This is a genomic window from Halovivax gelatinilyticus (assembly GCF_024300625.1).
GTDB lineage: Archaea > Halobacteriota > Halobacteria > Halobacteriales > Natrialbaceae > Halovivax > Halovivax gelatinilyticus.
On record NZ_CP101322.1, the window covers coordinates 1,943,104 to 1,968,886 of the forward strand.

11 protein-coding genes are annotated in these 25,783 nt (G+C 64.5%); 2 read left to right on the top strand and 9 right to left on the bottom strand.

What is annotated here, in order from left to right:
• The first annotated feature begins 32 nt into the window (after positions 1–32).
• Positions 33–1,271, top strand: coding sequence for a trans-sulfuration enzyme family protein (locus tag NKH31_RS09240; protein WP_254861500.1), 1,239 nt, complete (start codon positions 33–35; stop codon positions 1,269–1,271).
• 16 nt (positions 1,272–1,287) lie between these two features.
• Here NKH31_RS09240 and NKH31_RS09245 read toward each other — a convergent pair whose 3' ends face one another.
• From NKH31_RS09245 to NKH31_RS09260, 4 genes are all read right to left on the bottom strand, one after another.
• The gene (locus tag NKH31_RS09245) at positions 1,288–1,755 is read right to left on the bottom strand and encodes a PIN domain-containing protein (protein ID WP_254861501.1); all 468 of its coding nucleotides are present in this window, start codon (positions 1,753–1,755) and stop codon (positions 1,288–1,290) included.
• Entirely contained in the window at positions 1,752–2,081 is a 330-nt protein-coding gene (locus NKH31_RS09250) for a ribbon-helix-helix domain-containing protein (protein WP_254861502.1), read from the bottom strand. Before NKH31_RS09250 ends, NKH31_RS09245 begins: the two co-directional genes overlap by 4 nt.
• 167 nt (positions 2,082–2,248) lie before the next feature.
• Positions 2,249–2,554, bottom strand: a complete 306-nt coding sequence (locus NKH31_RS09255) for a hypothetical protein (RefSeq protein ID WP_254861503.1) — start codon at positions 2,552–2,554, stop codon at positions 2,249–2,251.
• A gap of 85 nt (positions 2,555–2,639) precedes the next feature.
• A complete protein-coding gene (locus NKH31_RS09260) occupies positions 2,640–6,956 on the bottom strand; it encodes a vWA domain-containing protein (RefSeq protein ID WP_254861504.1) in 4,317 nt (1,438 codons plus the stop codon).
• Positions 6,957–7,269: 313 nt separating this feature from the next.
• On the opposite strand from NKH31_RS09260, the gene NKH31_RS09265 reads away from it, so the two are divergent.
• A complete protein-coding gene (locus tag NKH31_RS09265; RefSeq protein WP_254861505.1) occupies positions 7,270–7,827 on the top strand; it encodes a DUF7978 family protein in 558 nt (185 codons plus the stop codon).
• A 152-nt stretch (positions 7,828–7,979) separates the two neighbouring features.
• Here NKH31_RS09265 and NKH31_RS09270 read toward each other — a convergent pair whose 3' ends face one another.
• The 5 genes from NKH31_RS09270 to NKH31_RS09290 are packed head-to-tail and all read right to left on the bottom strand — an operon-like array spanning position 7,980 to position 25,782.
• A complete protein-coding gene (locus tag NKH31_RS09270; protein ID WP_254861506.1) occupies positions 7,980–10,232 on the bottom strand; it encodes a lamin tail domain-containing protein in 2,253 nt (750 codons plus the stop codon).
• Positions 10,229–17,848: a hypothetical protein gene (locus tag NKH31_RS09275; protein ID WP_254861507.1), complete on the bottom strand. Its 7,620-nt coding sequence runs from the start codon at positions 17,846–17,848 to the stop codon at positions 10,229–10,231. Before NKH31_RS09275 ends, NKH31_RS09270 begins: the two co-directional genes overlap by 4 nt.
• Positions 17,845–21,981 (bottom strand): hypothetical protein, encoded by a 4,137-nt coding sequence (locus NKH31_RS09280; protein WP_254861508.1) that lies wholly within the window; start codon positions 21,979–21,981, stop codon positions 17,845–17,847. The genes NKH31_RS09275 and NKH31_RS09280 overlap by 4 nt, the downstream gene beginning before the upstream one ends.
• Positions 21,978–22,133 (bottom strand): hypothetical protein, encoded by a 156-nt coding sequence (locus NKH31_RS09285; RefSeq protein WP_254861509.1) that lies wholly within the window; start codon positions 22,131–22,133, stop codon positions 21,978–21,980. Before NKH31_RS09285 ends, NKH31_RS09280 begins: the two co-directional genes overlap by 4 nt.
• Positions 22,134–22,137: 4 nt before the next feature.
• Positions 22,138–25,782: a DUF6603 domain-containing protein gene (locus NKH31_RS09290; RefSeq protein WP_254861510.1), complete on the bottom strand. Its 3,645-nt coding sequence runs from the start codon at positions 25,780–25,782 to the stop codon at positions 22,138–22,140.
• Position 25,783 lies beyond the last annotated feature (1 nt).

Here is a 25,783-nt window from a genome sequence, read left to right on the forward strand (position 1 = left end):
AATTCATTACGACGTCTCTCGAATCGTCTCGTATGGACGATTCCGATCGGTCGACCGGGTTCGACACCCGCGCGGTGACGGCGGGCGAGAAGGCGATGACCAGCCAGGGAGCGTTCGGCGACGTCGTCTCGCCGATCCACTTGGCGTCGACCTACGCGCTAGACGGCATCGATCCCTCGCTCGCACTCGAAGACGTCGATCCGGACGCCGGCGAATTTCTCTACTCGCGGCTCTCTAACCCGACCCGACGAACGCTCGAACGACAGTTGGCCGCCCTCGAAGGCGGCGAGCACGCGATGGCGTTCTCGTCTGGAACCGCGGCGATCGCCGCGCTCGGCCTCTCGATACTCGAACCGGGTGATCGGCTGGTCGCCTTCGAGGACCTCTACGCGGGGACAAAGCGCATGTTCACCGAACTCTTCGCCGGCCGGTTCGACGTCGACGTCACCTTCGTCGACGCGACGGATGTAGACGCGGTCGCCGCCGCGGTAGACGACCGGACGGCGCTCGTCTGGCTCGAGACGCCGACGAACCCGCTGATCCGACTGTGTGACATCGAGGCGATTTCGGCGCTGGCCCACGATCACGGCGCGCTCGTCGGCGTGGACAACACGTTTCTCAGTCCGTACTTCCAGCGCCCGCTCGACCTCGGCGCCGACGTCGTCGCCCACAGCACGACGAAGTACGTAAACGGCCACAGCGACGCGATCGGCGGCGCAATCGTCACCGACGACGCGTCGCTCGCGGACGAACTGGCGCTCACCCAGCAGATCACCGCCGGAAGTATGCTCTCGCCGTTCGACAGCTACCTCACCCTCCGCGGGCTGAAGACGCTCCCGCTTCGCATGCGCCAGCACGAGCGAAACGCGATGGAACTCGCCGAGTTCCTCGAAGCCCACCCGGCCGTCTCCGAGGTGTACTATCCCGGACTGGAGTCACACCCACAGCACGACCTCGCGACGCGCCAGCAGTCGGGCTACGGCGGCGTCCTCTCGTTCGATCTCGCCGGCACGCAAGATGACGCCATAACCTTCCTCGAATCGCTCGACGAGTTCGCCCTCGCGGTGAGCTTAGGCGGCGTCGAATCGCTGATCGAACTCCCCGCCGCGATGACCCACGAGCCGCTCGATCCCGCCCAGCGCGAGGCGATCGGCATCACGGACACGCTCGTCCGGATGTCCGTCGGAATCGAAGACGTAGCCGACCTGCGCGCGGATCTGGAGCAAGGGTTAGAACTGATCTCGACGCTGGAGTCGCCGGCGGACGATTAACGGGTTCGGTGGACGGTTATTCGACGTACTCGATACGCAACTCCTCGCAGTTGAACCTGTTCGGTTCGAACTGCCCGAAGCGTTCGTCGTTCGTGTAGATCGTCGGCTCTCGTTCTCGATATTTGAACGCCAACACGAGTATCGGCACGTCTTTCGGTTGAACGCCGGTAACTCGGCCGAGAAGGTTCGTTCGAACACTGGAACGCCGTTCGTCTAGCAGTGATGCGGAGAAATCTCGACTGGACGGAGCTTCGATGAGGCCAGTCATTCGAGAGAGTCGGGTGAGAAACAGCGTCTGCAACTCGTCGCACTCGCCCGGGTTCAGTCCTGGTGTTCGTTCGAACGCGTTGAGGGCTTCTTGAACCATGTACGCAGAAATTGCGGAGATGGTCTCCCCGCGGTCGATTTCTGCCAGCAGTTTCCGTGCAGTCTCGTTGACTTCGAGCGTCCCGAACACCCAGAGGTTCGTATCGAGGATCTTCACGGCCGTTTCTCCGAGCGGTCGACGAGTTCTTCTCGAGCCGATTCGACCGCCTCCGTAACCGACGACGGTTCGACCTTCTCTCGAAGTGCGTCGAGTCGGTCGTGCAGTTCGTCGTCACTGGCCGGTGCCCGCTCGGCTCTGGCTAGTAACCGTTCGACGCGGAGTGCCGCGATCGCCGGTTCGTTGTTCAATTCGACGAGATGACGGCGAACCGACTCTTTGATAAATTCGCTTTTATTCGTGTATACGCCGGTCTCATCGAGGAAGTTCTCGACCTCCGTGTCGAGTTCTTCGGGGAATTTCACGCTGACGTTGGCGTACTCCATGGTAATACTATGGTAGCACACGATCAAAAACGTTCGGTTGGACCGCATCCAGTCGGACTCAGATCTGGTGTCCGCACCGTCGGGCGACCGGATCTCGACGCTGGAGTCGCCGGCGGACGACTGAGTGCCGGATAAAGATCACAATTGGCAAGTCCCCTGGGTCTGCATCACCGATCGGCGAGACGCCGGAGTCGTCCTAGCAGGTTCACGCCGAACAGCACCTGCAGTGCGACCGTCCAGAGGCCGACGATAACTGCCACGCCGGCGACCGCGGCGATCTGTTGATCGCTGGCACCGACGGCGGACAGGACTGGATAGAGCAACCAGAACGCGGCGAGAAACCCGATTACGCCGAGGATAACGGCGCCGAACTGGACCAGATACGCAACCAGCAGCCCGGAGAGGCGAGCGACCTGCGTACCGACCGTCACGACAAGTTTGACGGCCGCCCGGACGCGTTCGAGTATACTCACGCGTTCACTTCGAATCTGACCGAATAATATCTTTCCCCGACGAAGCGATCGGGACGGAACGATCCGGATCGACGGTTCCGGGCCGTTACTCGAGTTCGAACGACGTGAGTTCGCCGTCGTCGTCGACCTGTATCACGATCTCTTCGGCGTCGAGATCGAAGCCGATCTCCTCGGGCGCGACCGCGTACTGCGCTCCGTCGTCGAGTTCCACCGCCGAGCCGGCCACGACGGTATCGAAGACGAGCTCCTTGGCGGTCGCTCGATCGAAGCCGGGGAGTGCCTCCATCACGGTCCCGTCGAATCGCGGCGTCTCGACCCAGAGGTACCGGTCGCCGCGCGTGACCACCAGCTGCAGTTGCTCGATGTTGCCCTGCTGGGCGACCCTGATCAGTGGCTGGATCGACGCGTCGTCACCGAGTCTAACCGCGGCGGTGGTCGCCCGGGTGTTATACAGCTCGAACACGCGTTCGGCCGCGACGGGTTGAGCGTTGTACAGATCGACGATACCGGTTCGTGCGAGGGAGTCGTCGAGCAGCAGTCGCTGGTCGGCGGGATCCGCCACCCGGTAGAGAACCTCGACCGCATCGTCACCGAAGCGGTTGGCGTACTCGATGAAGTCGTCGCCGTGACGGAGCGCGAGGTCGGCGTGGTTGACCTGGTTCGCCCGGCTGATGTGGTTCATGGTAGTCAGCACGTTCGCCTGTCTCGAGACGTCATCAGCACTGCTCAGAACGCGCGAGACGGCCGCCGGATCCTGTGAGAGCACCTGGGCTGCGTCGTCGACGTCCAGGTGCCGGACGAGGTCTGCCCCACCGTCGCCGTGTCTGAGGAGGAACGTCCTGAGTTCGTCTCCGGGTAGCTGAGCGAGCTTGGTGTGTCCGATTCGCTGGGTGTGTGCGAGCAGCGCCTGTCCGGATCCGAAGCTACCCTGCTCCCGGATGAGCCGATCGGCAACCGTTCCGCCGGCGCCGCCGTTTGCCCGCAGGAACTGGTCGGTCACCCGGTTCGTCTTTTGACTCGCCGCACCGACGTGGGCGAGGTCACCGACCCTGTCTGACGCCCGAGAGAGGCGGTTCGCGACAGTTACGGAGTCGGAGGCGGCCTGCGTGATCGTCCCGGCGTAGAGGAGCGACGCGAGGAAGTGCGTGACGTATCCGCTGTAGTAGCCGATCGCGTACTTCTCACAATCGGAGTAGTGATCGGGCAGCGTTCCGGGCATGGTGATTCCGTCGGCGATGTCGTCGGCCTTCGATTCCCACTCACAGCCGTCGCCACCGTCGGTGAACGGGTTGTCGAGGCGTTGTTGCTGTTGGACGTGATCCGGAATGGCGCGTACCACTTCGACGAGCAACTCCGCGTCGGCTTCTTCCAAGAACGATTCGATCGCCTCGGCGGTCTCCCCGGGGCCGGTGACGATGCTATAGACTAACTCCGGAAGCTCCGCACCGGAGTGGGTGAACCCGGAGAGCATTCCGGCGTGCTCGGCTCCCAGACCGGGGAGTTTGTGGATCTGCTCGCCGTAGAACGACGACTGACTGTACAGAAGGTCCTGGCGGGCGTTTCCGTGGATGTCCTCGACGAAGAGGTCGGACTGAGAGCCGCGGAGCGCCGTGAACGTTCCCTCCCAGAACGACTCGTACGTTACCGTGTTGACGTAGGTCGAACCGGCGGGCGATCCGCTGGCGATGACGTCTCCCTCTCGGCTCAGTTCGTAGCTACCGACCCCGGCCGGATCCACGATCCGGTAGGTGTATCGGAAGTTCCAGTCGAGCCCGGTATCGACCTCCGGCGCATTTAGACCTGGATCCCAGCCAGCCTCCGGCATCGACACCTCGGACCACTGATCGTACTCGAGCAGTGTCGGCGTCGGTGGCGTCGTCGTGAAGACCGTCGGATCCTCGTAGTCCTCGTCGAGCGCCACGTCGTCTGCGATGCCATCGCCAGTCGTATCGACTCGCTGGGGATCCGTGCCGATCGTCCGTTCGGTTTTGTCGGCCAGACCGTTGCCGCTGGTATCGCTCACCAGCGGATTCGAAGCGACCTCGCGCGTCTCCAGGAACGCCGCCGGATCCCGATCATCGTCCGGATCGGCGACGATTTCGAGCGTCGTCTGGGCGTCGTCGTGATCGTCGATCACGTCGATGTCCCATCCGGAAATCTGATCGACGTCGCTCAGACCGTCGCCGGTCGTGTCCGTCCGTGCCGGGTGGTGTTCGGCGTAGGTGACCGACGCGTACAGCTTCGTCTGATTGTCCTCCTCGAAGATTCGGTAGTCGATCTCGACGGTTTCGTTGTCGAGGATGCCGTCGCTACTCGTGTCGAGTCTGGTCGGATGGATATCGAGCGGTTCGCCGACGACGCCCGGCTCGCCGGTCGGCATCGAAAGGTTCATCTCTGCGACCCGGTCAGGGATTCCGTCGCCGTTGGTATCGAGCAGGTCAACGCCGGTCTGATTATCGGCGACGCGATCGAACGTGTCGGGCAGGTCCTCCGCGTCCACGACGTGGTAGAAGTCTCCGCCCGTGGCGGCGGCGATCTCACGGAGTTCGTCTTCGTCAATTCCATCACCCAGTCCGATGGTGCTGATCTCGACGCCGCGTTCGGCGGCAGTCTCTGCGACGTCGACTGGATCCCCGCCGCGGTTCGTGTGACCGTCAGCCAGCAGGATAATCACCGGCGTGCGGTTCTCCCAGCCGTTTCGTTCGAGTTCGTCGAGCCCCTCGTTCAATCCGGCGGCGGTGTTGGTCAACCCGCCCGCGGAAATCCCCTCGATACTCGTGTTGAGCGCGTCGTGGTCGGTCGTCAGCGAGTGGTGGAGCCGAGCGGAAGAATCGAACCCGGCGAGGGCACCCTGCTCGTCGTCGACGAGCGCGCCCACGAATCGCTGTGCCCCCTTCCGAGCGTTCTCGATTCGGTCGCCACTCATGCTCCCGCTCTCGTCGATCACGAACACGAGATCGATCTTCTCGAAGTCTCCACCCGGATCGGTCGCGTTGTCGTCGCCGTCGTCGAGTACGACGGTATCGCTGGTGTGGTCTTCCCAGTCGTCTATCCAGAACGCCGAGAAGAAAGAAAAGGAGTCCACTTCCGCCGTGGCGACGCCGGCTTCCTCGTCTACGTCGGTTTCGACGGCCTGCCACGGTTCGCCGTTGTGGGGATCCCAGGTGACGACCGAGAGGTTCCCGTCTCGATCTACCGCGCCCTCGTCTATCGGGATGGAAACGGTCGCCTCGTCTACGTCGGTTCGGTTCTCGATGCGGACCATCGGTCCCGCGCGATACGGATCGTCAGTCGACGGCGTCTCGTCGTCGACGCTGAGGTGACGTTCGTCAAGCCCGTCACCGCCGGCCGCGACCGTCACTCCGGAGTCCTCGTCTTCGACCTCGATTTCGTGATATTCGTCAGGATCTGGCGGTGTCCAGACGACATCGTCCTCGTCGATTTCGATCTCAACCGTCTCCTCGACGGACCGGTCGTCCGATGCCGACGCCGTAAGGGTAAGCGTCGCGTTCTCTAAATCCGATCCGACGTCGACCATCGTCGTTCCGGTCGCTACCGTCCCGCTCGATTCGGGAGACAGCAGGTGGATCGGGTCCGGATCGACGTCGCCAGCCTCGACGGCTACGTCGACTTCGTCGTAGTCGTACGGTCGGACGTCGCTGAGGACGGCTTCGACCGGAACGAGCACCGTCCCGTCGTGCTCGAACGCCACGCCTACCGACGCATCGAGGGACGGGTCGACGGTATCTTCGACGACGTCGATCGCCCGGTCCGCGTGTTTCCAGGCGGTTTCGAGGTGGCCGGTCGCGCGTTCGCGATCGACGATCTCCGGGTCCTCGCTGAGGGTCTCGTCGGCTCGCTCGAGTGCGTCAACGGCGTTTCCGAGCGCGCTCTCTGCACTCTGGCGTTGTCCCGGATTTCGAAACTCGTCGTCGTACCGTTCGATCGCGAGAGCGGCGTCGACGACGGCGAGTCGCGCGCTTCGGTTCGTCGCCGCGTACAGTCGTTCGCTCGAGTTGTCGACCGTCTCGGCATCGTATCCGCTCACCTCGTCGACGAGATCGGCGAGTCCCGCCTGTGCCGCGCCGAGGTGTTCGTAGGCCTCGCGATCGTCGATGTGGTCGACGTGTCGGTAGAACTCGACGGACGAGTTGACGGAGGAAACGATCTCGCTCCCGATCGAACCGGTGTCGTCGTCGAAGTCGACCTCGCCGAGTTGATCGGTCGCCTCCAGGACGGTTTCGAGCGATCCGTTAGATCCGAGATCCGCGACGGCGATATCGGTCGCGTTACTCCCTCGGTCGTGACCGGGCGGACCGGCCCCGTCGCCCGGCGGCCCCGTCTGGACGCCGTCGACCTGGTCATCTACTGTTCCCGAGGGAGTATTTGCAACAACCGGCATCGAAATTAGCGAAGTCACCATTAAAACGGCGAAGATAATGGCGACAATCTTTGTAGCTCTCATCTATATGATATCGAATTTTCTCCTAACAATTTATGTATTTCTCTTGGGGACTAGTGTTACTTCTGATGAACTGACGTGGCTGTCAACAACTCTTTCCGGCGATAGCGCGTTTCAGCGGGCGTTTAGGTAGTTTTCCGGTTGGTAAATCGGCTCGTCAAACCGCCCCGCCGTTCCTGTCGCTCGTGAGTTTGCGAAACTGCCGCCGCCTCGGTTCCGACACTCTTATCTCGCTGTTAACACGTTTGGCGGTATGAAGCGATCCGTGACCATCGGCGACGCCGAGGTCCCCGTCGTCGACGGCTTCGTCAACGGCGTGGCGACCTTCGTGGCGGGCCTGCTCACGACGACGGTGATGTTGAGCATCCTCGGACGGAGTCCCGAGGCGCAGTTCGGCCGGGTCTTCATGGCCCCTGCGGAGTCGTTCGGCTGGCTCTACCTCGGCGCCCATCAGGTGTCGGTGACCGTCGACGGCATGGCCGTAAACTACGCCGAGAGCGCCGTCGCCTACTCCGTCGCGTACTACCTGGTTCCCGTCTTGCTCCTCCTCGTCGCCGGCTACCACGTCGCACGGTCCGTCGAGTCAGTCGACGAACCGCACCTGGGAGTACTCGCCGGAGCGACCGTCGTACTCGGCTACCTCCCGCTGGTCGCACTCGCCGCCGTGGTCCTCCCCTACGAGGGAACGAACGTCGACGTGACCGTCCCGTTCGCCAGGTCGGTACTCGTCGCTGGGATTGCGTACCCGGTCGCCGTGGGTGGTATCGGGGGCGCTCTGGCGACCCTGCACGATTCGGCAGACTGGTCGTAACTGCGGCGGTTACCTCCCGCGCGCTTCGACGTGTCCGGCGGCTCACCGTTTTCCGTCGTTGTGGTCTCGTTCGTTGCGCTGTCGAGCGTATCCCTCGTTCTCTCGATCCGACCAGAACGGTTCGACCACCGGTCACGAACCGGACGAACGCGTCACCCGGAGTCGTCGAGCACGTCGAATCGAAGCGCGCTGGCGAGTTCACCGTACCCAGGTCGGACCGTCCGTCCGGACCAGCAATGGACCGTCCCGTCCGCCCAGTGGACGTACTGGTAGCGACGGTCGGCCGTGCGACCGCTCCGGGTAATCGTTTCTTCGAACAGCTTCAGAACATCTTCCCCATCCGGGAGCGTTTCTGGATCCGGATCCAGGATTCGGCCCCGGGGCATCGGAATCTCGTCGATCGGTCGGTCGAGCGAGTTTGCGTCGAGCACCACCGAGAGCAAGAGCCGGTACTCCCACTCGTCAAGGTCGTCCCAGTCATCCGGATCTACGTCCTCACCGAATAGCTCCGCCTCTCGCTCGACGGTGAGCGGGAACCAGTGGTCGGGAATCTCGTTCGCGAGCCGGTAGTCCGCGTCTGACTCCGCGACGGTCCGCAACGGCCGTTTCGCGACGGTCAGGTACTCCGGGTTGTCCGTTTCGCCGTCCGGTTCGTCGTCACCCACGTTCTCGCCTTCGTCGTCGCTATCCTCGTTCTCATCGTCGTTACCGTCATCGGCCGTGACGGCTCGAACGAGTGCGACCGCGTGGGCGTCCTGCAACGTACTCTCGTCCAGTTCGGCCCCGATTCCGTCCCGTGCGTCGGCGCTCCCGGTGTAGAGGCGAACCCGTTCACCCGGTTCGATCGACCAGTCCGTGAGGCGGACGTACCGGTCGCGTTCTCCGTTCGTCTCGCTCGCCAGGTGAAGCGTCTCGGCTGCATACACGTCGTCGCCGGGGTTGTGTAGTTCGACGAACTCCTCGGTGGGATCGGCGTCGGCCACTGCACGCGAAATCTCGACGCCGGGCTGGGTAAACTCCGCGCGCTCGATCGGCTCGCCCGTTGGCCCTTCGACGAGCCGTTCGAGCGCGAAGACGAGGTTTGCCATCGGATCGCGACCGAACACCACCTGCTCGACCGGATCGCTCTCGATGGCGTCCGAGACGGTCGGCGGAAGGAACAACCCCTGGTGGTGGTCGTCGTTGGGAAGGTCGTGGCTGAACAGCCGCCAGTCGTCGTTTTCGGCGCTCTCGACGTCCTCGACGATGCCGAACGAATCGGTGACCGTCATCGACGGAATGCGAGTGAGCGATCCGATTGGAACGTCCTCGAGCGGCAGGCTGAACCAGTCGTTACCGTAGGTCACGGCGAACTCCTGGACCAGAAGGCGAACCAGATTCAACCCGTCGACGCTCACGTCACCGAAGAGTAGTCCGGCGTCCTCGACCTCCCACCACCGGGGCGTCGGCATCCCCGGGACGGTCACCGGTGTGGGAACGAGCCACTCGTCCGGCGTCTCGCTCGCGCCGTCGCCCGGTTGCGCGCTATCGCCGTCACCATCGCTCGTCGCCCCATCGTCGTCATCGATTGCTTCGAGTTCGTCGTCCGATGGCGTGAAGGCGTGCCAGGAGAGTCGGCCACCCGGATAGCCGTTCATCTCGAACGTGTTCTCGTCGGCGCCCGATCCGGTTGCAACGGCGCCGTCGTACTCGAGACGCGTCGGGCGCCAGGCGTCGCCGTCGTCGTCCGGTTCGTCGAACAGGTCGAGGTACCACTCGCAGAACTCGTCGGCAGCGTCCTCGTACGCCGACTCGTCGTCCGCGTCGATCGTCTCCGGTTCACACCCCTTCGGGAGTGGAACGGTTTCGAAATCGTACGACTCGCCCTCGCGAGCTGCGTTCAGCGATTCGAACACCGCAGCGCCGTCGACGGTTCGTCCAGCCATCACCCGGAAGAAGGTTCGTTCGGTCTCGGGGAGCGCCTCGTCCGGTTCGGAGAGCAACACGTCCGGATCGTCGCCGTCGAAATCCCTCGCGACGTAGGGTTCCCCGTCGTCGTCGAACCCCTCAGCTTCGAGCAGTTCGAGAAAGGCACGGCCCGCCTCGACGGCGAGACGAGCCGGCGGGTCGTTGGTAAGTACGCGCTCGCGTTCGATCGCCGATTCCAGCGGGCCGCCATCGTACGCCACGACCGCTCCGTCACCATCACCGCGCCGCTCGAACCGGTCCAGCCCGTCGTGTTCGACGCTGATGTCGATGTCGACCGGCGAGCCGGCATCTTCGCCCCGGAGTTCACCGACGTGCCACTGTCGACTCAGCATCCACAGCGGATCGTGCACCGCCGCGGCGAGTCCATCTGCCATGTCCGCGTCGCGACTCGTCGGCTCTAACTGCCGCCAACGGGCGCGACGGACGAACCGTCTCATCGGGACGTCACCCCCTCGTCGATGGCCCGCTGTAACAGGTGGAGGTGACACGCCGCTCGCGTCCGCGGGGAGTGCCAGGCGACCCGTTCGGGCTCCATCACGGGTTCGCTCGGCCGTCGATCGACGCGTTCTGCGTAATACGGACCGGGCAATAGCGGGACCGGCGTCTGGGGAGTTTCCTCACGAAGATCCGTCGAATCGACCGAGCGCAATTTTGCATCCATCATCGTCTCTTCGACCGTATCGACCACCGTTTTGATCGACCAGCCGTCGTCACGAGGGGGCACCGCGAGCAGTATCGATCCGGGCGCTCGCGAACCGGGCGCGTCGTATCGGAGTGCCACCTCCGTGTCCTGCGTTTCGGCGGCGACCCCTTCGACCCACTCGTCGACGAAGATGCCGGCCACCGGTCCGGATCCGATGGCGCCGCCTTCGGACCCTAATCCGGCGACGATCGAGACCGTCCCCGGGGAGGGTTCGACGCCGTCGATCCCGATCCACTCGTCGTCCGGGACGTACGGGAGTTGCCCGACGCCGAATTCCCACGGCGACTCCCCGGCGATGGCCGACGCGTACGAGCGAACTTCGCGCCCGTCGGCCACCCGTTCGGTAACCTGCGCCGCTCGCTGGAACCACGTTTCTACCGCGAGCGGATCCTCGGCCAGGTTTGCGGGATCGTCCGCGAACGTCTCCTCGAGTTCCGCGGCGTTTACCGGCTCGAACGGCGCCAGGACTGAAACGGTACCGTCGAACAACGTATCGAGGCGCTCGAGCTGGGCCTCGACGGTTTCTTCGGGATCCTCGTCGGGATTCGACGGGATCTCGACGGCATCGACCAGCTCGATTCGATTCGTCAGTTTCGTGTACACCGTGGGTGCCTGCTCGGCGAGCAGTCGCTCATCTTTCTGTGAGTATCCAGCCGGTGACTCCGGTATCGCTCCGTAGATGCCGTACCAGCCAGCTTCGTACAGGGCGTCGCGCACCACCTCGAGCACCTCCAGTCTGAATATATCGGCGGGATCTACGTCACCGTCGTCGATCTCCTCGAGGGTATCCGTCATCGCGGCGAGTTCATCGAGTGGCTCCAGTGCATCGGAGCGGTGATCGAGACCGGTTTCAGCCACGCTCGGGAGGGAATCGACGTCGTCGACTCCTTCTTCCAGTTCACTGGCCAGCGGTGAAACCGCCTCGACGACGTCAGCCACCTCGAGTGCTGCCGGCAACGCTTCTTCGAACCGCTCGGCGAACGTCTCCGCCGCATCCGTCTGTTCGCCGTCAAGACGAGCGACGGTGTCGTTCAACGCGCTGGCGACCGATGCATCGTCGATCGCCTCGGGGTGGGTGAGCCAGGTCGCCAGTCGCTGCTGGGTGACTGACAGTGCGACTGGATCGTCCGTTCCCTCCGGCTTCCAATCGGATTCCGCCGCTTCGAGCTCACGAATCGCCTCGCCTGGAATCGTCGCGAGCGCTTCGAGTGCGCTGGTGCGGGTGTCGCCATCGACATCATCTTCGAGTCCGGCGATCGTTCGAGCGGCCGTCGCGGCGAACAGCGGCGATCGGTTCTCGTCGGATCCGAGCGCATAGGTCGCGTCCGCCGGTCCGAGCGAGGGGCGACTCACGGCGATGTGTTCGCTCAGTTGTTCCGCCCACGGTCGGACGGATTCCAGCCCCGTCTCGAGCGTCGTCAGCTCGACGTCGGCCAGCCCAGCGACGTCGTCGTCGCCGACGAGCACGTCCCAGACGTCTTCGAGATCGAGCTCATCCGGAAGCGAACGCGTCGATTCGTTATCGACCGCCTCGATAGCAGCCTCCACGTCGTCCCACGGAACGGCGTCGACGGCGCTCGAAAGCTCCTCGTCGGCCGTTCGAACTCGTTCGTGTGCCCACCGGAGCCAGCCGAGTCGGGTGAGTGTCTCGGTGAGTTCCGGTTCGGGCCGTCCGACGTATCCAGCTCGACGATAGAGCAGCCGATCGCCCGAGCGGACGGTAACGAGCAGCCACGATCCCGGATTCACCGACGAGAGATCGAGCGAGAGTGAAAGCGTGTCGTCGTCGAGATCGACATCGCCGACGGCGTTGCTCTCGATCATCGACGCTCCGTCCGTCCCCCAGACGCTGACCGTCGGCGCTTCCATAGCCGTTGTGTCATCGGGAATGTCGTCGATCCAGATCAACGAGTCGTCCGGCTCGGCGGCTTCGAGTGCATCGGACGCGCGCTCCTCGGCTCGAGACACTTCTCTTCGCGCGCGCCGGACGATGGCACGAGCCCGACCGTACGCCTCCTCACGATAGGACGTTCGAGCGGCGTCGTAATAGCGGACGGCCCGCCTGTAATGCGATCTGGCTTCTCCGAACGCCGTCGCCGCGTTCTCGTAGGACTCGAGCATCGCTGGCCGTTCGAGTGCGTCGTCGACGTCGTGTAATTGCTCGCGGACCGAAGCGAGTCGGCGATGGGTCCGCACGAGATCCCTGGCCGCTCGCATCATCTCTCGATCTCGCGTTCGTGGTCGGTCGACTCGCGGAGGAAGCGATTCGTTCTCGACCGGCTCTCCTTCGAGCTCCGACTCACGCTCTCCGGCTTCGTCGACCACGGTTTTCTCGATCGTGGGCGAGGCCTCGACTGTGACGGATTCGTCGAACGTTCCCGGTTCCTCGAGTAACAGGTCCTCGGGATCGCCGAGCGGAGCCAGCGCGAATCGATGGGATGCGATCTCGGACGGGTCGGCGGCTGCAATCGTTTCGAGCGCGGATTCGAGACCGTCTGCAGGCAACGATTCGATCGTCCGAAACGCGGTGTCGACGGCGTACTCGACCAGCTCCGGAACGGATCCGTGACCGTCTTCGACGCTGTCGCCATCGCCGGCTCGCTCGAGTAGTGCCAGCACGTCGTCGAGTGATTGTTTGATCGGACCGAGTCCGTCCGACTCGTCACCGTCGATGTCGTCGTATCGGTCGGCGAGTGTTGTTGCGTTTTCGTCCGTATATCCGCTCGAAGTTGGTTCGCTCGGATGGGTGAAGTCCTCGCCGGTTGCCGGCCGCGTCTCGTCTAGCAGCGAAGAGAGACTTCGGGCCACCTCGAGCACCGTCGCAAGCGCGTACGCAGCGGGATCTTCGACGTCTCGGTACCGAATCGAAAGCGTCGCGTCGGTCGGCACGTCGCCGTGTCGAACGAGATGATATCGGATTCGGGCATCGAGTTCCGAGCGCCCAGCGCGGTGATCGCCCGACAGCGCGAGCAAGTCGAGATTCGAAAGCTCGAGATCGGCGAGTTCGAGCCGTTCGATCCCGTCGTCGAGTACTACTTCTTCGTCCGCGTTATCCCCTGTTTCGTCATCGTCGTCTCGTCCCGTTTGCGTCCACTCGACCAGACACTCGACGTTCTCGTGGGCCGGGATAACGGACTCGAGCCAGGCTTCGAGCGTCGGTTCCGCTTGCGCGCGCGGCGTCGACGCCTCAATTTCCTCCGTCGGATCGAACACGAGCAGGTGTCGATGCGTGACGCCGGTCTCGGAGCGTTGAACCTCGGTAACCTCCGGTTCCGGGACGCCTTCGGCCCGTTCGAGCCCCTCGAGCGACGCACCACCTTTCTCCGGATCGCCGCGGGCGATCTGGTGGGCCGTCTCCGCGACGAGGAGATCGCTGACTGCATCGATGTCGTCTGCGAGTTCCTCGATCACGTCGTCGAACCGGGCCACGTCCGCGTCACTGGGAACGAGCGTGTCACCGGCCTGATTTTCCGTCGAGACGGTCGCGAGGTCGAACTCGTCGGACTGGTGGGCGCGGACCAATTCGTAGCCGTTGAGAACGTCGCTGTGGGCGACGCTAGCTCCGTCTTCGTCCGGTCCGGTCGACGACTCCGTCTCCTCGAGTTGATCTCGGACGGCGGGGAAGGCCTCGCGGAGTTCGTGTTTCCACCGCATGAGGTTGAGCGAGTCGTCGTCGGATCCGACCGTCACCTCGTGCATTCGACGCTCGAGGCGGGCGCCGAGCAACTCGCCGAGGTCGGTTCCGCGACGGACGCCGTCGAGAAGCCACAGTGCATCCTGAACCCGTTCAGCCGACAGATCGACCCCGAGCGCCTCGCGAAGCTCGTCGCTCTCGGCCGCATCGTACCCGCTCCGGAGTAGCGCCGCCGTGTTGGCGTGTTCTCCCGAGGGTGCATGGACGAACGCCGGCGATTGCGCGTCAACCTGCGCGGCCGGGCGCAGCCCCTCGACGTATCCGTACCCGCCGACGCACAGTCCGGAAAGCGGCGTCGCTGGTCTCCGCCCCATCGCCCGACCCGCGAACAGTCGCGCCGTAACGAGCGAGGTTTTCCACGCGTCGAGACGATGACTCGTCGCGTCGAGCGATCCCGCCGCGAGCGAGGCGAGTCGCGAGCGATCCATCCCCTGGAGCCGTTCGAGACTTTCGCCGAAGCTGACCACCGATTGGGGCACGGATACGCCGTCCGGTAACGCACCGCCGTCGTCCGTCCCGGCGATCGCGTCGCCGAGTACATCCGCGTACGCGTAGTCATCTGATTCCGCCGACGGGAGCGGATCTGTCAGGTCGTTCGACGCGGCTCCAAGTCCCGGCACCTGAGACGGATCGCTCCGTGGTGGATCGTTGAGTGCGAGACCGAGTCGGAGGCGACCGTCGACGTAGGTCTGCATCGTCGAATAGTGGGTGAGTGATCTGAGCACTGACGTCATCGACCCGGCGTCGCCGTACGAACGCGCCAGTGAACTGGCAGCGACTAACCGCGGGTGCGTGACGGCGTCGAGCCACTCGTCGGATTCCTCGTCGTCGATCTCCGTGTCGAAGAAGAGCGCTCGCGAAGAGAGGAATCCGCCCCGTTCGATCTCGCTGCGTTCGATAGCCTGACACACCAATGCGTGTCTCACCGAGGCCGGGAATTCTTCGTCCCAGATCGTCTCGAGCACGGCTCGACGTTCCGCCGGATCGACCTCACCATCATCGTCAGCGCCGGGGAGTTCGAGGGCGTCGAGGTCGAGACCGGCCCACTCGAGGACCTCTTCGACGAGCAAGAAATCGTCTTCGGCGGTGAGCGAGAGGACTGCAGAGAGCATCTGCAACCGTTCGAACGAGGCGTCGCGGAGGACGTCGACGAATTCATCGAACGCCGAGTCGACGAACTCGTGGGCGAACGTCGATGCTGATGACGGAGCGTTCGTGGTCCGGCGGAGATAACTCGCCCTGGCGTCGTACAGCAGGTCGGCGGTTTCGGGTGGAAGCGCGTTCTCGATCGCCCCCCAGGCTCCCTCGAGGTCGGCACTCACCGATTCGGCTTCCTGACCGAGCAGCGGATCGAACGACTGATTCCCCCAATGAAGGGTCCACTCCGGATCGTTCGTGAACCGGTCGCCCGTCGACGTTCCGTGCGAGACGCCCGATCGCTCGATCGCGTCGATCGCATTCCACTCCCCGTGGGCGGGATCGAGGCGACTCGCGCCGATCGTATCGGATGGCCGCTCGAGCGGTTGATCGGTGATCGCCGAGGCCCAGAGCGGGCGGAGCGACCGAATTACTGAGGCGATTTGTTCGCTCAGGTCTCGCTGTCGACCGAACAATTCGTCGGGTTCGTCGATGTCACCGACCGGGAGGACGCCGTAGGGAATGTTACCGACTCTGACGGTCGGCAACGGTCCATTGCCGCGAACGTATTCGACGAAGTGAGATCGTCCAGCGTCGAGCATTCTGAGCCATTGCTCGAGCCCGTCTACCCCCGCGGACGGCCAACCCGTCGAACCGTCGGCCAAGGTGACGTCGGCGGCGAATTCGTTCGGCACGGCGACGTGGCGAAGGTAGTATCCGAGCGTCGCGGGCCAGAGCACGTTGTTGACGTGACGAGCGTCGGCGTAGGTCGTTCCGTCACCGTTCGGAACGCGTTCGAACGGATTCGGCCCGTCTATACCGAGCGCTCTTGCGAGTAACGCGCCATCGGTTCGGTCGTCGCTCGCCGTCGGCGCCGGCGGATCGAGCGGTTCGTCGTCCGGCGCGGATTCGAGATTCGTCGGCGTGCCCGTCGGCAGGAGCGAGAGTCCGTCCGTAAACCGGTGTGCGTCGAAGAGCGAGCGGACGGCCTCGGGCGTCTCTTCGGCGTCCATCGATGCGTTCATGCCCACGACGTACAGCGACTCGATCGCGTCCGTCTCCGGATTGAAGCCCTCGAGGTCCGCGAGCGGTACTGACAGTCCCATTCCGACGTCGAGCGCTCGATCGAAATCGAACAGCCAGTCCATCTCGTCGCCGGTGGACCCCGGCTCCACGGCCGGCCCCATCGCCAGTCCTCGGGGAATTATCTCGCCCGTGACGGCGGTTCGGGCCGTCTCACCGTCATCGTCCCATTCGAGGATGGCCACCCAGAGATCTGGCAACAGCCGAGCGGTCGCTCGCTTCGACCAGCTCTCGTCGTGTCGGTCGGCGGATTCGAACGCCACTCGTTCGGGCAGAGTAGCCGAGTCGGTCGGTCGACGAAGCAGCGTTTCGGCCGTCGACTCGTCCGTTCCGGGCTCGCTGCCTGCGTCGACCGGTGTGACCGCCTCGACGATGTACGCCGCCCGTTGGGAGCCAAACCGTTCGACCAGCCGATCCCAGCCGAGCGCTTTGAGTTCGTCGTATCGGCCCATCCGAACCGATTCGTCGGCATCGACCCGACGCTCGTAGGCCTCGAGGTCGACCCCGTTCGCGTACTGTTGGACCGAGGGGTCGACGAATGGCCCTGCTTCGCTGTCGTCTTCTTGTGCCGCGTCACCTTGCCAACCGAGATAGAGCTTCGCCCAGAACTGTCTTCCTGCAGTGACTTCTTCGTCGATGAGTTCCGGTTCGTGGCTGTCGACGTGAATCTGGTCGGGATAGACCCGAATCCGAAGCTCGTCGGGATCCGACGGCTCGACGAATCGCGTTTCCAGCCTGACCGGTAGTAACAGCGCCGGTGCGTCCTCGAGTCGGTCGACCGGATCGCGATGCTCGTAGACGGTCTCGAGCCGCTCGACGAGCAATTGCGCGTACCGATCGCGCGCTGCGACGCACGCGACCGTCAGCAACTCGAACACCGCCGAAAGCGGCGTCGCGATCAGTTCGAGCGTCTGCCGATCGATCCTGGATGGATCGGTCGCGCGATCGAGTTCCGCGTACACGCGCGGCCACTCCACCCCGCCTTCGACGTAGTCTATCAGGGCCCGAAGCGGCTGGACCCACACCTGTTCGAGTTTCCCCTCCTTCCCGTTGCGTTGCCGGATCGTCCTGATCGCGCCCTCGAGGAGCCCGGATTGGCCCGCCGTCGATCGTAAGTCGACCAATCGTTCGTCCCGCTCGTCGAGTTCCGTCGCCGTCACCGCCGCCCGCAGCACGTCCGGCTCGACGAGGTAGGCCAGTTCCCGTCGCCGCCCTTCGTCCGTGCGCTGGGTCGGACCGTCGCGTCCGTCTTCGAACCGAGTCGTTCCGTACCGGTCGAACGCGACGAGCGCCCGTCGGACCGGTTCGTCGACGTCGTCGCCGCGTTCGGCCGCTCGTGCGATCGACCGAAACCGTTCGCCGAGCAGACGGACCTGGTTTATCTCGTCGTCGAGACGCGATCGTCGTGACCGGAGCGCGTCGACGTCGGCGCTCATCGTGCGCTCACCTCATCGGCGAGCATGGTGCTCGCGTGAATCGCCACCCGGTAGGGTTGTAACCAGGTGTACTTGGCGACGTGAGCGGCGTTTCGACCCCACTGCGCACCCTCGACGTGTTCGGGGTCGCTGTCGGGTTCGTTCTCGTCGACGTCGACGTGGCCTCCTGGCGCTGGAAGCCAGTCGGAGTCAGACGCCGGATCGATCAGCCCGAACCGCGGTTCGGCCGCCGGTTCCTCGAAGACGAAGAACCAGCCCTCGTCCGCCCGGTCGTCTGGCCCTTCGTCTGCCCGCTCGCCGTCGGCGTGATACGGCGCGTGTAACGCCGCTTCGGGGTCGAGATCGAATCCGTAGAACGCGACGTCGGAGCCGATCGTTCCCTGAAACTCCGGGAACTTGATATCGTCGCGTTCGTCGTCGCTCCCCTCGATTTCGGTTTCGGGAAGTGCCGGGACCCGCTCACCGTCGTCGCCGTCGGCTTCGTGTGCGTCGGTCGCGTAAACGGTCGTGTTCGGATAGCGCTCTAAGAGCTCTCCTCGGACGAGCAAGACGAGTGACGATCCCTCCTCGTTCCCTTCGGGCGGGTTTTCGCCCAACTCGCTCGTGGTACCCCACTCGTGCATCGGCGCGATGTCGGCCATGTCCTCCGGGTCGTCCGGGTCGAGCGCTGGATTCGCGCTTCGATCCCAGAACCGCCGGAAGAACGTCCCGCGTCGGTCCGTGGGGAACCGGTTCCAGCGAAGTTCGCGCGCGAACTCGTGGTTGAGCCCGGCCATGTAGGCCTCGATGAACGTCGGGTTCGACTCGACGAGCGTCACGCTGTTTCGGGAGACGTCACCGAGACCCGGCAGGAACCACTCGGGCTCGTGTTCGGCCAGCGGTTCGTACATCGGCCGCGTGATGGTGGGTGAAGCCAGAACGCTCTCTAGCCCGTCGCGATCTCTCTCACCGGGGGTCTCTCGGTTTCGGAGCTGCTCCGCGTCGATACCGAGTCGACGGGCGGCCAGTTCGGTGAACGCAGAGTCCGGTTCCAGTTCGTCTCGCACCGCATCGGCTGCATCCGCCGGATCGATACGCGCACTCGAGAGGACGCCACAGTCGCCGGCTGCCGCCAACGTGTCGTCGACTGCGCCGTCGAGGGACGCAAAATCGGGTGTTACTTTGTCGCGCCCCATCGCCAGACCGTCCCGAAGCCAGTCGACGATCGCACAGACGTCACTCACGAGACCGGACACCTCGGACAGCATCTCGACTGCCTGTTCGTACGCACCGGCAGCGAGCGCCTTCACGACCCGTGGCAGGATCGACTGGAGCGACTCGATCTCATCGATCATGCGCCGCGTCTCGCGCATCGTCTCCGATTCCGTAAACTCCGGATGCAGTTCGCTCTCGTCGACTTGGTGGAACAGCGGCGGCCACAGTTCCAGCAGCGTGGTTGCGTCCTCGTGCGCCCGATGGACCCACGTGACGGGGTCGGGGGTCGCGTTGAACCGCTGGTCGATCCGACGAACGTCGTCTTCAGTCGACGGCGTCGCATCTCGAACTTCCGTCGCCTGATCGTCGGCGATCCGCATCGCTCGCTCGATTCGGTCGAGAAATTCGAGTACGTCTTCGCCGTCTTCCAGTCCGGGTGGATCGTCACCGTCGCCCGGTTCATCGGAATCGTCACCGTCGCCAGGGGGATCGATGCCCGGGAACGAACCGCCGCCGATCGGCCGGTCGAACACCGGCGAGTCGTCGATCACCGGCGTCCGATCGAACCGGCCACGATCGTCGCCCGGGTCGCCTCGCTCGGGGCCGTCGATGGATCCGCCGACTTCGTCCGCGAGGGCTTCGAGCGTCGAACGACCGCGTTCGAGTACGTCGAGACCAGCGGGGACGTCGCCACGCCGAAACTGTCTGTGAGCCTGTTGGAACGATCGTTGCACCGAATCGACCCGCCCGTCGATCGAATCCTCACCGGACCGTCGGCGCGATCGGCGGTTGGTCGGATCGAATCGACCGGACGAGGTCGGTCCGACCCGACGGTGTTCGTCGTCGCCGTCATCGAGGTCACGGAGTTTCTCCAGTCGATCGCGAACGTCTCCGTACTCTCGAAGCAGTCGACCTATCGCCGCTCTGTCGCCGTCTTTCGCCGCCGATTCCAGCGCGGACGCCCACTCGTACAGCGTCGAAAGCGACTCGTCACGACCGCGTTCGTCGTCCGATTGCGTCGACCGAGACCGACGCTTCGACTCCCGGTCGATCCGGCGAGCACGAGCGGTCGACCGCTCGCCGTCTCCGTCCACCTCCCCGCCGGTCGGTTGCTGTTCCGCTCGCGTCACTCGAAACGATGCGGTCGGATCGACGTCACCGTCGTGGTCGGTATCGGGTTCGTCCTCCGATTGACCTACCCACTCCACGTCGCCCGTCTTCTCGGCGAGACAGGCCCACTCGTCCTCGCCACTGTTTCGAAACTGCGGGTCGTCTTCGATCGTCGCTTTCGTCGCCACCGGATCGTCGACGTGGACGCCCTCCCAGAACCGGCCGCTTCCCGGCCGCCAGCCCGCACCGAAACGATGCGAGCCGATTTCGTCGTCCGGGTCGACGACCGGCGTTCGATCGACGTCGATCCCGTCCCGTCGCGAAACGGGGCCGTTCGATCGGGTCAGGTTCCGAAACGTCGGGCGGGTTCGTCCGCGGACGGACGGGTCGGTTTCGATTCGGTCGAGCAGCGTACCGCCGCTATCGAGTCTGACGTGACCGTGGATCGCCTCGGTAAGCCCGAGCACTTCTCCGTCGGGAAGCGCGGTAATTTCGTCGTAGCGACGCTCGTTGACGTCTCGAAACAGCTGGGCTCGCGCCAGCATCGTGTTGGCCTCGGCGAGGCCGTCGAACTGGTTCCACGCTTCGTCCATCAATTGCGCGGCCAGCTCGGAGACGATTTTCGTTCCGAACCCGGCTCCGCCCCGATTCGCCGGCTCGCCGTTTAGCTGGTCGAACCACAGGGGAACGTCGAGATCGGAGACGTCGTCGGGTGGCGCCTCAGAGAGTCGATCGGCCCGTGCGTGCCAGCGGCCGTACAACGACGGTGCGACGACGCCGAGGTCGATCTGGCGGTCGACTTCTTCCTGGCGGTTCAACAGCGATCGCAGTGTCGTCGCCACGTCTTCCTCGTAGCCGATCTGCGGCGCCGTCGGCGAGCGCAGCGCGCCGGTTACCGTAACGACGCCCCGATCGGTTTCCGAAACGGCGCCTTTTCGTAACGATGCGGGCCCCGGGTCCGTGACGTCGACGATGCTCGTTCCGAGGCCGTCGTCCGCCGGCTGGGGTTCGAGCTTGTTCGCGAGCGTCCGAAAGTCGCCTTCGTCCGCGCAGGTGAACGTCCAGGAGTGATAGACTGGGAGACGAACCTCGCCGTCGTCCCACGCGAACGTTCGATCGGCGTCGGCGGGATCGCTATCCAGTCCGGTCAGCCGACCGGCTTCGAACGTTGGCACCACGCACGCACGATACCGCGTCTTCGCTTCGAGGTTTCGCGGACAGACCAAGCGCGAACGCGTCCCCATCGACGGCGCGCCGAGTTCGGCGAGCACCGCGTCTTCGTCGGGATCGCCGTCGACGTCGAGCGGCTCGCCGAGCAACTGTGCGTGCGCCCAGGCCCACGACTCCGTGAGAGTCGGAAGCTCGTCGGTCGGCGTTTCGAGGACGGCCATCGACGCCGGGCCGACCGGGTCGTACGAGATGTCGGGGTGGTCACGATCCACCGCGATCAGAGACAGCCAGGGATACGTTCGACCCTCCTCGTCCGCCCGGAGCGGACTGAACAGCCACGGCAGTTCGGCGGGGCCGAACTCGATCAGGGGAAACTGCGTCGGCGGATGCGCGCCGGTTCCGGGGCTGGGTTCCATCCGCACGATGGTTCGATCGTCCAGTCCCGTGACGTCGCCGGGGCCGAACAGCTGGGCGTCGAGCGTGGCCGTCTCGGTCTGGTCGCCCCCGGCAACTTCAGCCGTTATCTCGAGTTCGCCGCCTTCGACGGACGACGCGTCCGGTACGTCACCGACGGTGAACGCATCGTCGGCTCCCGGACGGAGCCCGGGTCTGACGATCGGGTAGAACCCGTAGGTCGTTCCGGATTCGTTTTCGGTCATCGTCGATCCGCCTCGACCCGTCTCGCATCGGTTCTCGTCCCATCGGGACGAACGAATTCGCCGACTCGCGCGTTCTTGTCCGTCGCTCGGTACCGATCCGTCGGTTCGGCGACCGGATCGCTCCGGCCGGCTCCGCAATGAGGTGCGATCATGGTATCACTCGAGTTCCGCCGCTGCGACGACCTGGTACCGTCCGGTGGCCCCGTCCGCCGCGTGTCGTTCGATCGTCCGTTTCGCCTCCGCCTTTCCGTAGCCGTCGTTCGCGTTACCGTCGAGGTCGACCGGCTCGAACGTGTCCGAGCGAACGATCTGATACCGACGGTCCGGCCGATCGCCGGTGACCGAACCCTCGAGCCCCGACTCGCTGGGCGTGGTTCCGTCGTCGACGGTCTCTTTCGGCGCCGGTCCGGCGTCACATCCCAGGGCGTCCCGGTCGATCGACGCCCGGGTGAACTGGCGAGTGATCGACCCGTTCAAGCACGATCCCTCGAGGTCGAATCCTTCGATGGTCGCCGCCGGCGTGTCGTAGTTGTCACACCGCTCGTCGCGAATCGACGTCTCGTAGGACAGGCTGGTGATGCGACCGTTGTCCGCCAGGTCGTCGTCACCGGTTTCGATCGCCTGCCCGGCGTAGACGCCGCCGCTGTCGAGCCGGTAGCCCGCCTGCATCGACTCGAACGCGGGACTATCGAGGCGTTCGTCGTCCGAGAGGTCGAAGTACTCGCCCGGTGAGAATTGCTCGGTCGTCTCGTCGACGATGTCGAGCTCAGCGCTTCCGTCCGCGTCGACAGATGTGATCTCGAACCGATCCGCGTCGGCCGGTTCGGCGTTACCGAATCGTTCGATTTCGACCGACAGCGGGACGACCGTCTGTCTGACGGCCGGTGCCGACTGCGGGTGGACGAGGACCGGCGGGGTCTCGTCGGATTCCCCGTCCGTCTCGGATCGATCGACTGGATCGCGAAGCGTCACCGGAGACTCGCCCTCGTCGGGCAGGGTCGTCTGCCAGTTACCCGGCTGTTCGACCGCGTGCGTGAGTTTATCCAGAACGTCGACGGGCGGGAGCGCGTCGCGATCGTCCGCCGAGCCGAACGTCGTGTCCACGCGGAAACTGACGGAGGCGAGCGCGATGCTGACTTCGACCTCGCCGTCGACGTGCCACGGTGCGGGCCCGGAGAGACTGCCGTCGAGACTCACCGAGAACGTCGTCTTGAGCGCCTTCACCGTCAACGAGGCGTAGATGTCGACGAGGAACTCGAACGGATCGAACTGGACGAGCGCGTCGAACCCGAGGTCGCCGTCGACGCTGGCTACGCCGAGGTCGACGAAGAAACTCAGGTCGGCGCCGGCCTGGACGGTGTTCGAGGTGACGGCGAAGTACCCCTTGAGGTCGAGACTCGGATTGCCACCCGGGACGCCGAGCGAGGCTCTGAGCCGTCGCATGTCGGCGAACGTCTCCGGCGGCTCGTACTGCGGGTGGAAGCCGCCGGCTGAAAGCAGGAAGTCCGGCTGGTCGCCGCCGCGGATGCGAACGCCGAAGTCCCCGGAGAGCTCCCACTGCATCACTCGCGAATCGTACAGCGAGGCGTGGATCTCGAGTTCGGGCACCGCCGGGTCGATTTCGCCGAGGACGCCCGCGTTGAGTTCGACGAGCGGGGCGATATCGTCGGGGAGGACGGCGCTGAGCCGACCGAGGATAATGATCCGGACCGAGGGGAACTCGACGAGGACGCCCAGGTCGGCCGTGATCAACTCCGGCGTTCCCCACCCGAGTCGGGCCATCGGGCCGAAGACGTGGTAGTCGGCCGTCGGCGGGAACGTTGCGCGCAGGTCGCTGACGATGCGCGGGGCGTTCTCGACCACGTCCTGGGGGAACAACACCGAATCGAGCGAGCCGTCCCTGACGGCCTGCTGGAGCGGATCCGACTTCACTGACCGGTGAACCCCGACGAGCCCGCCGAGCCCGTTGAGCGTAAAGCCGAGCCCGAGTTCGATCGGCGGGAACTCGGCCGTGATCAACACGAGCAGGGAGAATCCGTCGCTACCGTCCGGAAGCTCCGTCGTGAGTAGACCGACCGCGTTGAACGTGAGTTCGCCGACGTGTAACTGGACGGCACCCGCGTAGCGGTTGTTCTCGTGATCGAGTTCGAGAAAGCCGCCGCCGCTGACGCCCTCCGCGTCGATCGCGAGCCCGATTCCGTCGGGCGGATCGATGCCGATGTCGAGATCGACGGGGCCGAGCGAGCCGTCCCGATCCTCCGGAAACGCGACGTCGGCCTTGATTCCCATCCGCTGGACCGTGCCGGTCATCGGGCCCAGTTCGATCGACGCCGAGGCCGCGGCCGATATCGTAAGCCCCGGATCCGCGTCGTCGGTGATCCCGCTCGGGAGCACGCCGACGTGGATGTTCTTCATCGTCACCGGCCCGAGTTCGGCGTTCTGTGGGATCTCCGCCTCGAGCGTCCCGCCGTTTTCGAAATAGAGGCCGGTTCTTGCGGACCAGCCCACGAGCGCGTCGAACTCGTACTCGATACCGTCGTCGGGAAGGACCGATGCGAGGAAGCCGTCGCTAGGCTGCACGCCGATGATGCCGTTGACCGGGGTCTCTACGGTGACGGTGGTCTCGTCGTCCGCATGCTCCAGGCCGACAGTGACGCCGATCGGACCGATTCCGACATGTGATCTCTCCTCGTCGCCGAGGATCGTTTGATACTCGTCGTCGGCCGAGCCGTCGTATTCGATACTCGCGTCCGCGCGAAGTGACGTCTCGATCGGTGCCCCGTCGTCCCTACGGTCGACGACCTCCGTCTCTATCCCGTCGGGGAGGGGTCGAATCACGGCCCCGTACTCGCTCACGTTCGCCTCGCCGGAAAGGGAGAACGAGAACGTCCACTGATCGTCCGCGCCGAATGTCGTCGTCGACCCGGTCGCGAGCGTCCCAAGAACCGCCGGGAGAACGCCAACGCCAGCCGGATCGTTCGCCGTTTCTGGCAGCGGGACTAGGTGGAGACCGAGAACCACCTGTCCGTCCTCGAGTGGGACCGTCACCAAGTCGACTGTCGTCTGGTCGAAGAGATCTGCTGACGAGTCGACCGTTGGTAACTGGTCGATTTCGTCGGCATCGTCCATCGCCAGCAGTGTTGCAACGCTCTCCGGATTTGCGTTCGACCTCGACGCCGGGAGAAACCGTCTCGAACTCGCGTCCGCGACCGTCGCTACGAACGCGGCGATCGATTCGTAGGCGTCGGCTTCGTCTAGATCCAGTTGATCGTCGAGCACCTGGTTCGGATCGTCGAGTAACGTTGGAACCCTGGAGTACTCGATCGTCTTGTAGGGGGCCGTCTCGACGTCCTGGATCACACCGGTTGCAGATAAGATGGCGAACAGGTCGTGCTGGTGAGAAACGAGGTATCGCAACAGCAGGTAATCGAGCAGCGACCGACCGATGTCTTCGAGGTGCGGACTGGCAACCTCTATTTCGTCGAGCGACCGGATGGTGTCTACGAGATCCCCGATCGAGTCTACGATCGCGACGACGTCGTCGACGTCTTCTTCGTCGTCGAGGAAGGATTGGACCGTCTCCTGGAGGCTTTCGAACAGCTCTCCGGCGTCCTGAACGGCCGTGACGAGTTGTTCAATTTCCACCAATTGAAGCTCCTCGGCCAGTCCTGCCTCCGCGAGTAATCTGACGATTCCGTCGAAGCCCTCATCGACGGCATCGGTAACTGGCTCAACAACGTACGTAAGCTCGCGTGCGAGCGTTTGCCGTCCGTCAGTGTGTAGCGTGTCGTTCCCCGTCATC

What these genes read in the sequence shown, in the direction of transcription:
- NKH31_RS09260 (WP_254861504.1), bottom strand. Translation starts at nt 6,956, where the DNA reads ATGCCGGTTGTTGCAAATACTCCCTCGGGAACAGTAGATGACCAGGTC.
- NKH31_RS09290 (WP_254861510.1), bottom strand. Translation starts at nt 25,782, where the DNA reads ATGACGGGGAACGACACGCTACACACTGACGGACGGCAAACGCTCGCA.
- NKH31_RS09275 (WP_254861507.1), bottom strand. Translation starts at nt 17,848, where the DNA reads ATGAGCGCCGACGTCGACGCGCTCCGGTCACGACGATCGCGTCTCGAC.
- NKH31_RS09265 (WP_254861505.1), top strand. Translation starts at nt 7,270, where the DNA reads ATGAAGCGATCCGTGACCATCGGCGACGCCGAGGTCCCCGTCGTCGAC.
- NKH31_RS09285 (WP_254861509.1), bottom strand. Translation starts at nt 22,133, where the DNA reads ATGATCGCACCTCATTGCGGAGCCGGCCGGAGCGATCCGGTCGCCGAA.
- NKH31_RS09250 (WP_254861502.1), bottom strand. Translation starts at nt 2,081, where the DNA reads ATGGAGTACGCCAACGTCAGCGTGAAATTCCCCGAAGAACTCGACACG.
- NKH31_RS09270 (WP_254861506.1), bottom strand. Translation starts at nt 10,232, where the DNA reads ATGAGACGGTTCGTCCGTCGCGCCCGTTGGCGGCAGTTAGAGCCGACG.
- NKH31_RS09240 (WP_254861500.1), top strand. Translation starts at nt 33, where the DNA reads ATGGACGATTCCGATCGGTCGACCGGGTTCGACACCCGCGCGGTGACG.
- NKH31_RS09280 (WP_254861508.1), bottom strand. Translation starts at nt 21,981, where the DNA reads ATGACCGAAAACGAATCCGGAACGACCTACGGGTTCTACCCGATCGTC.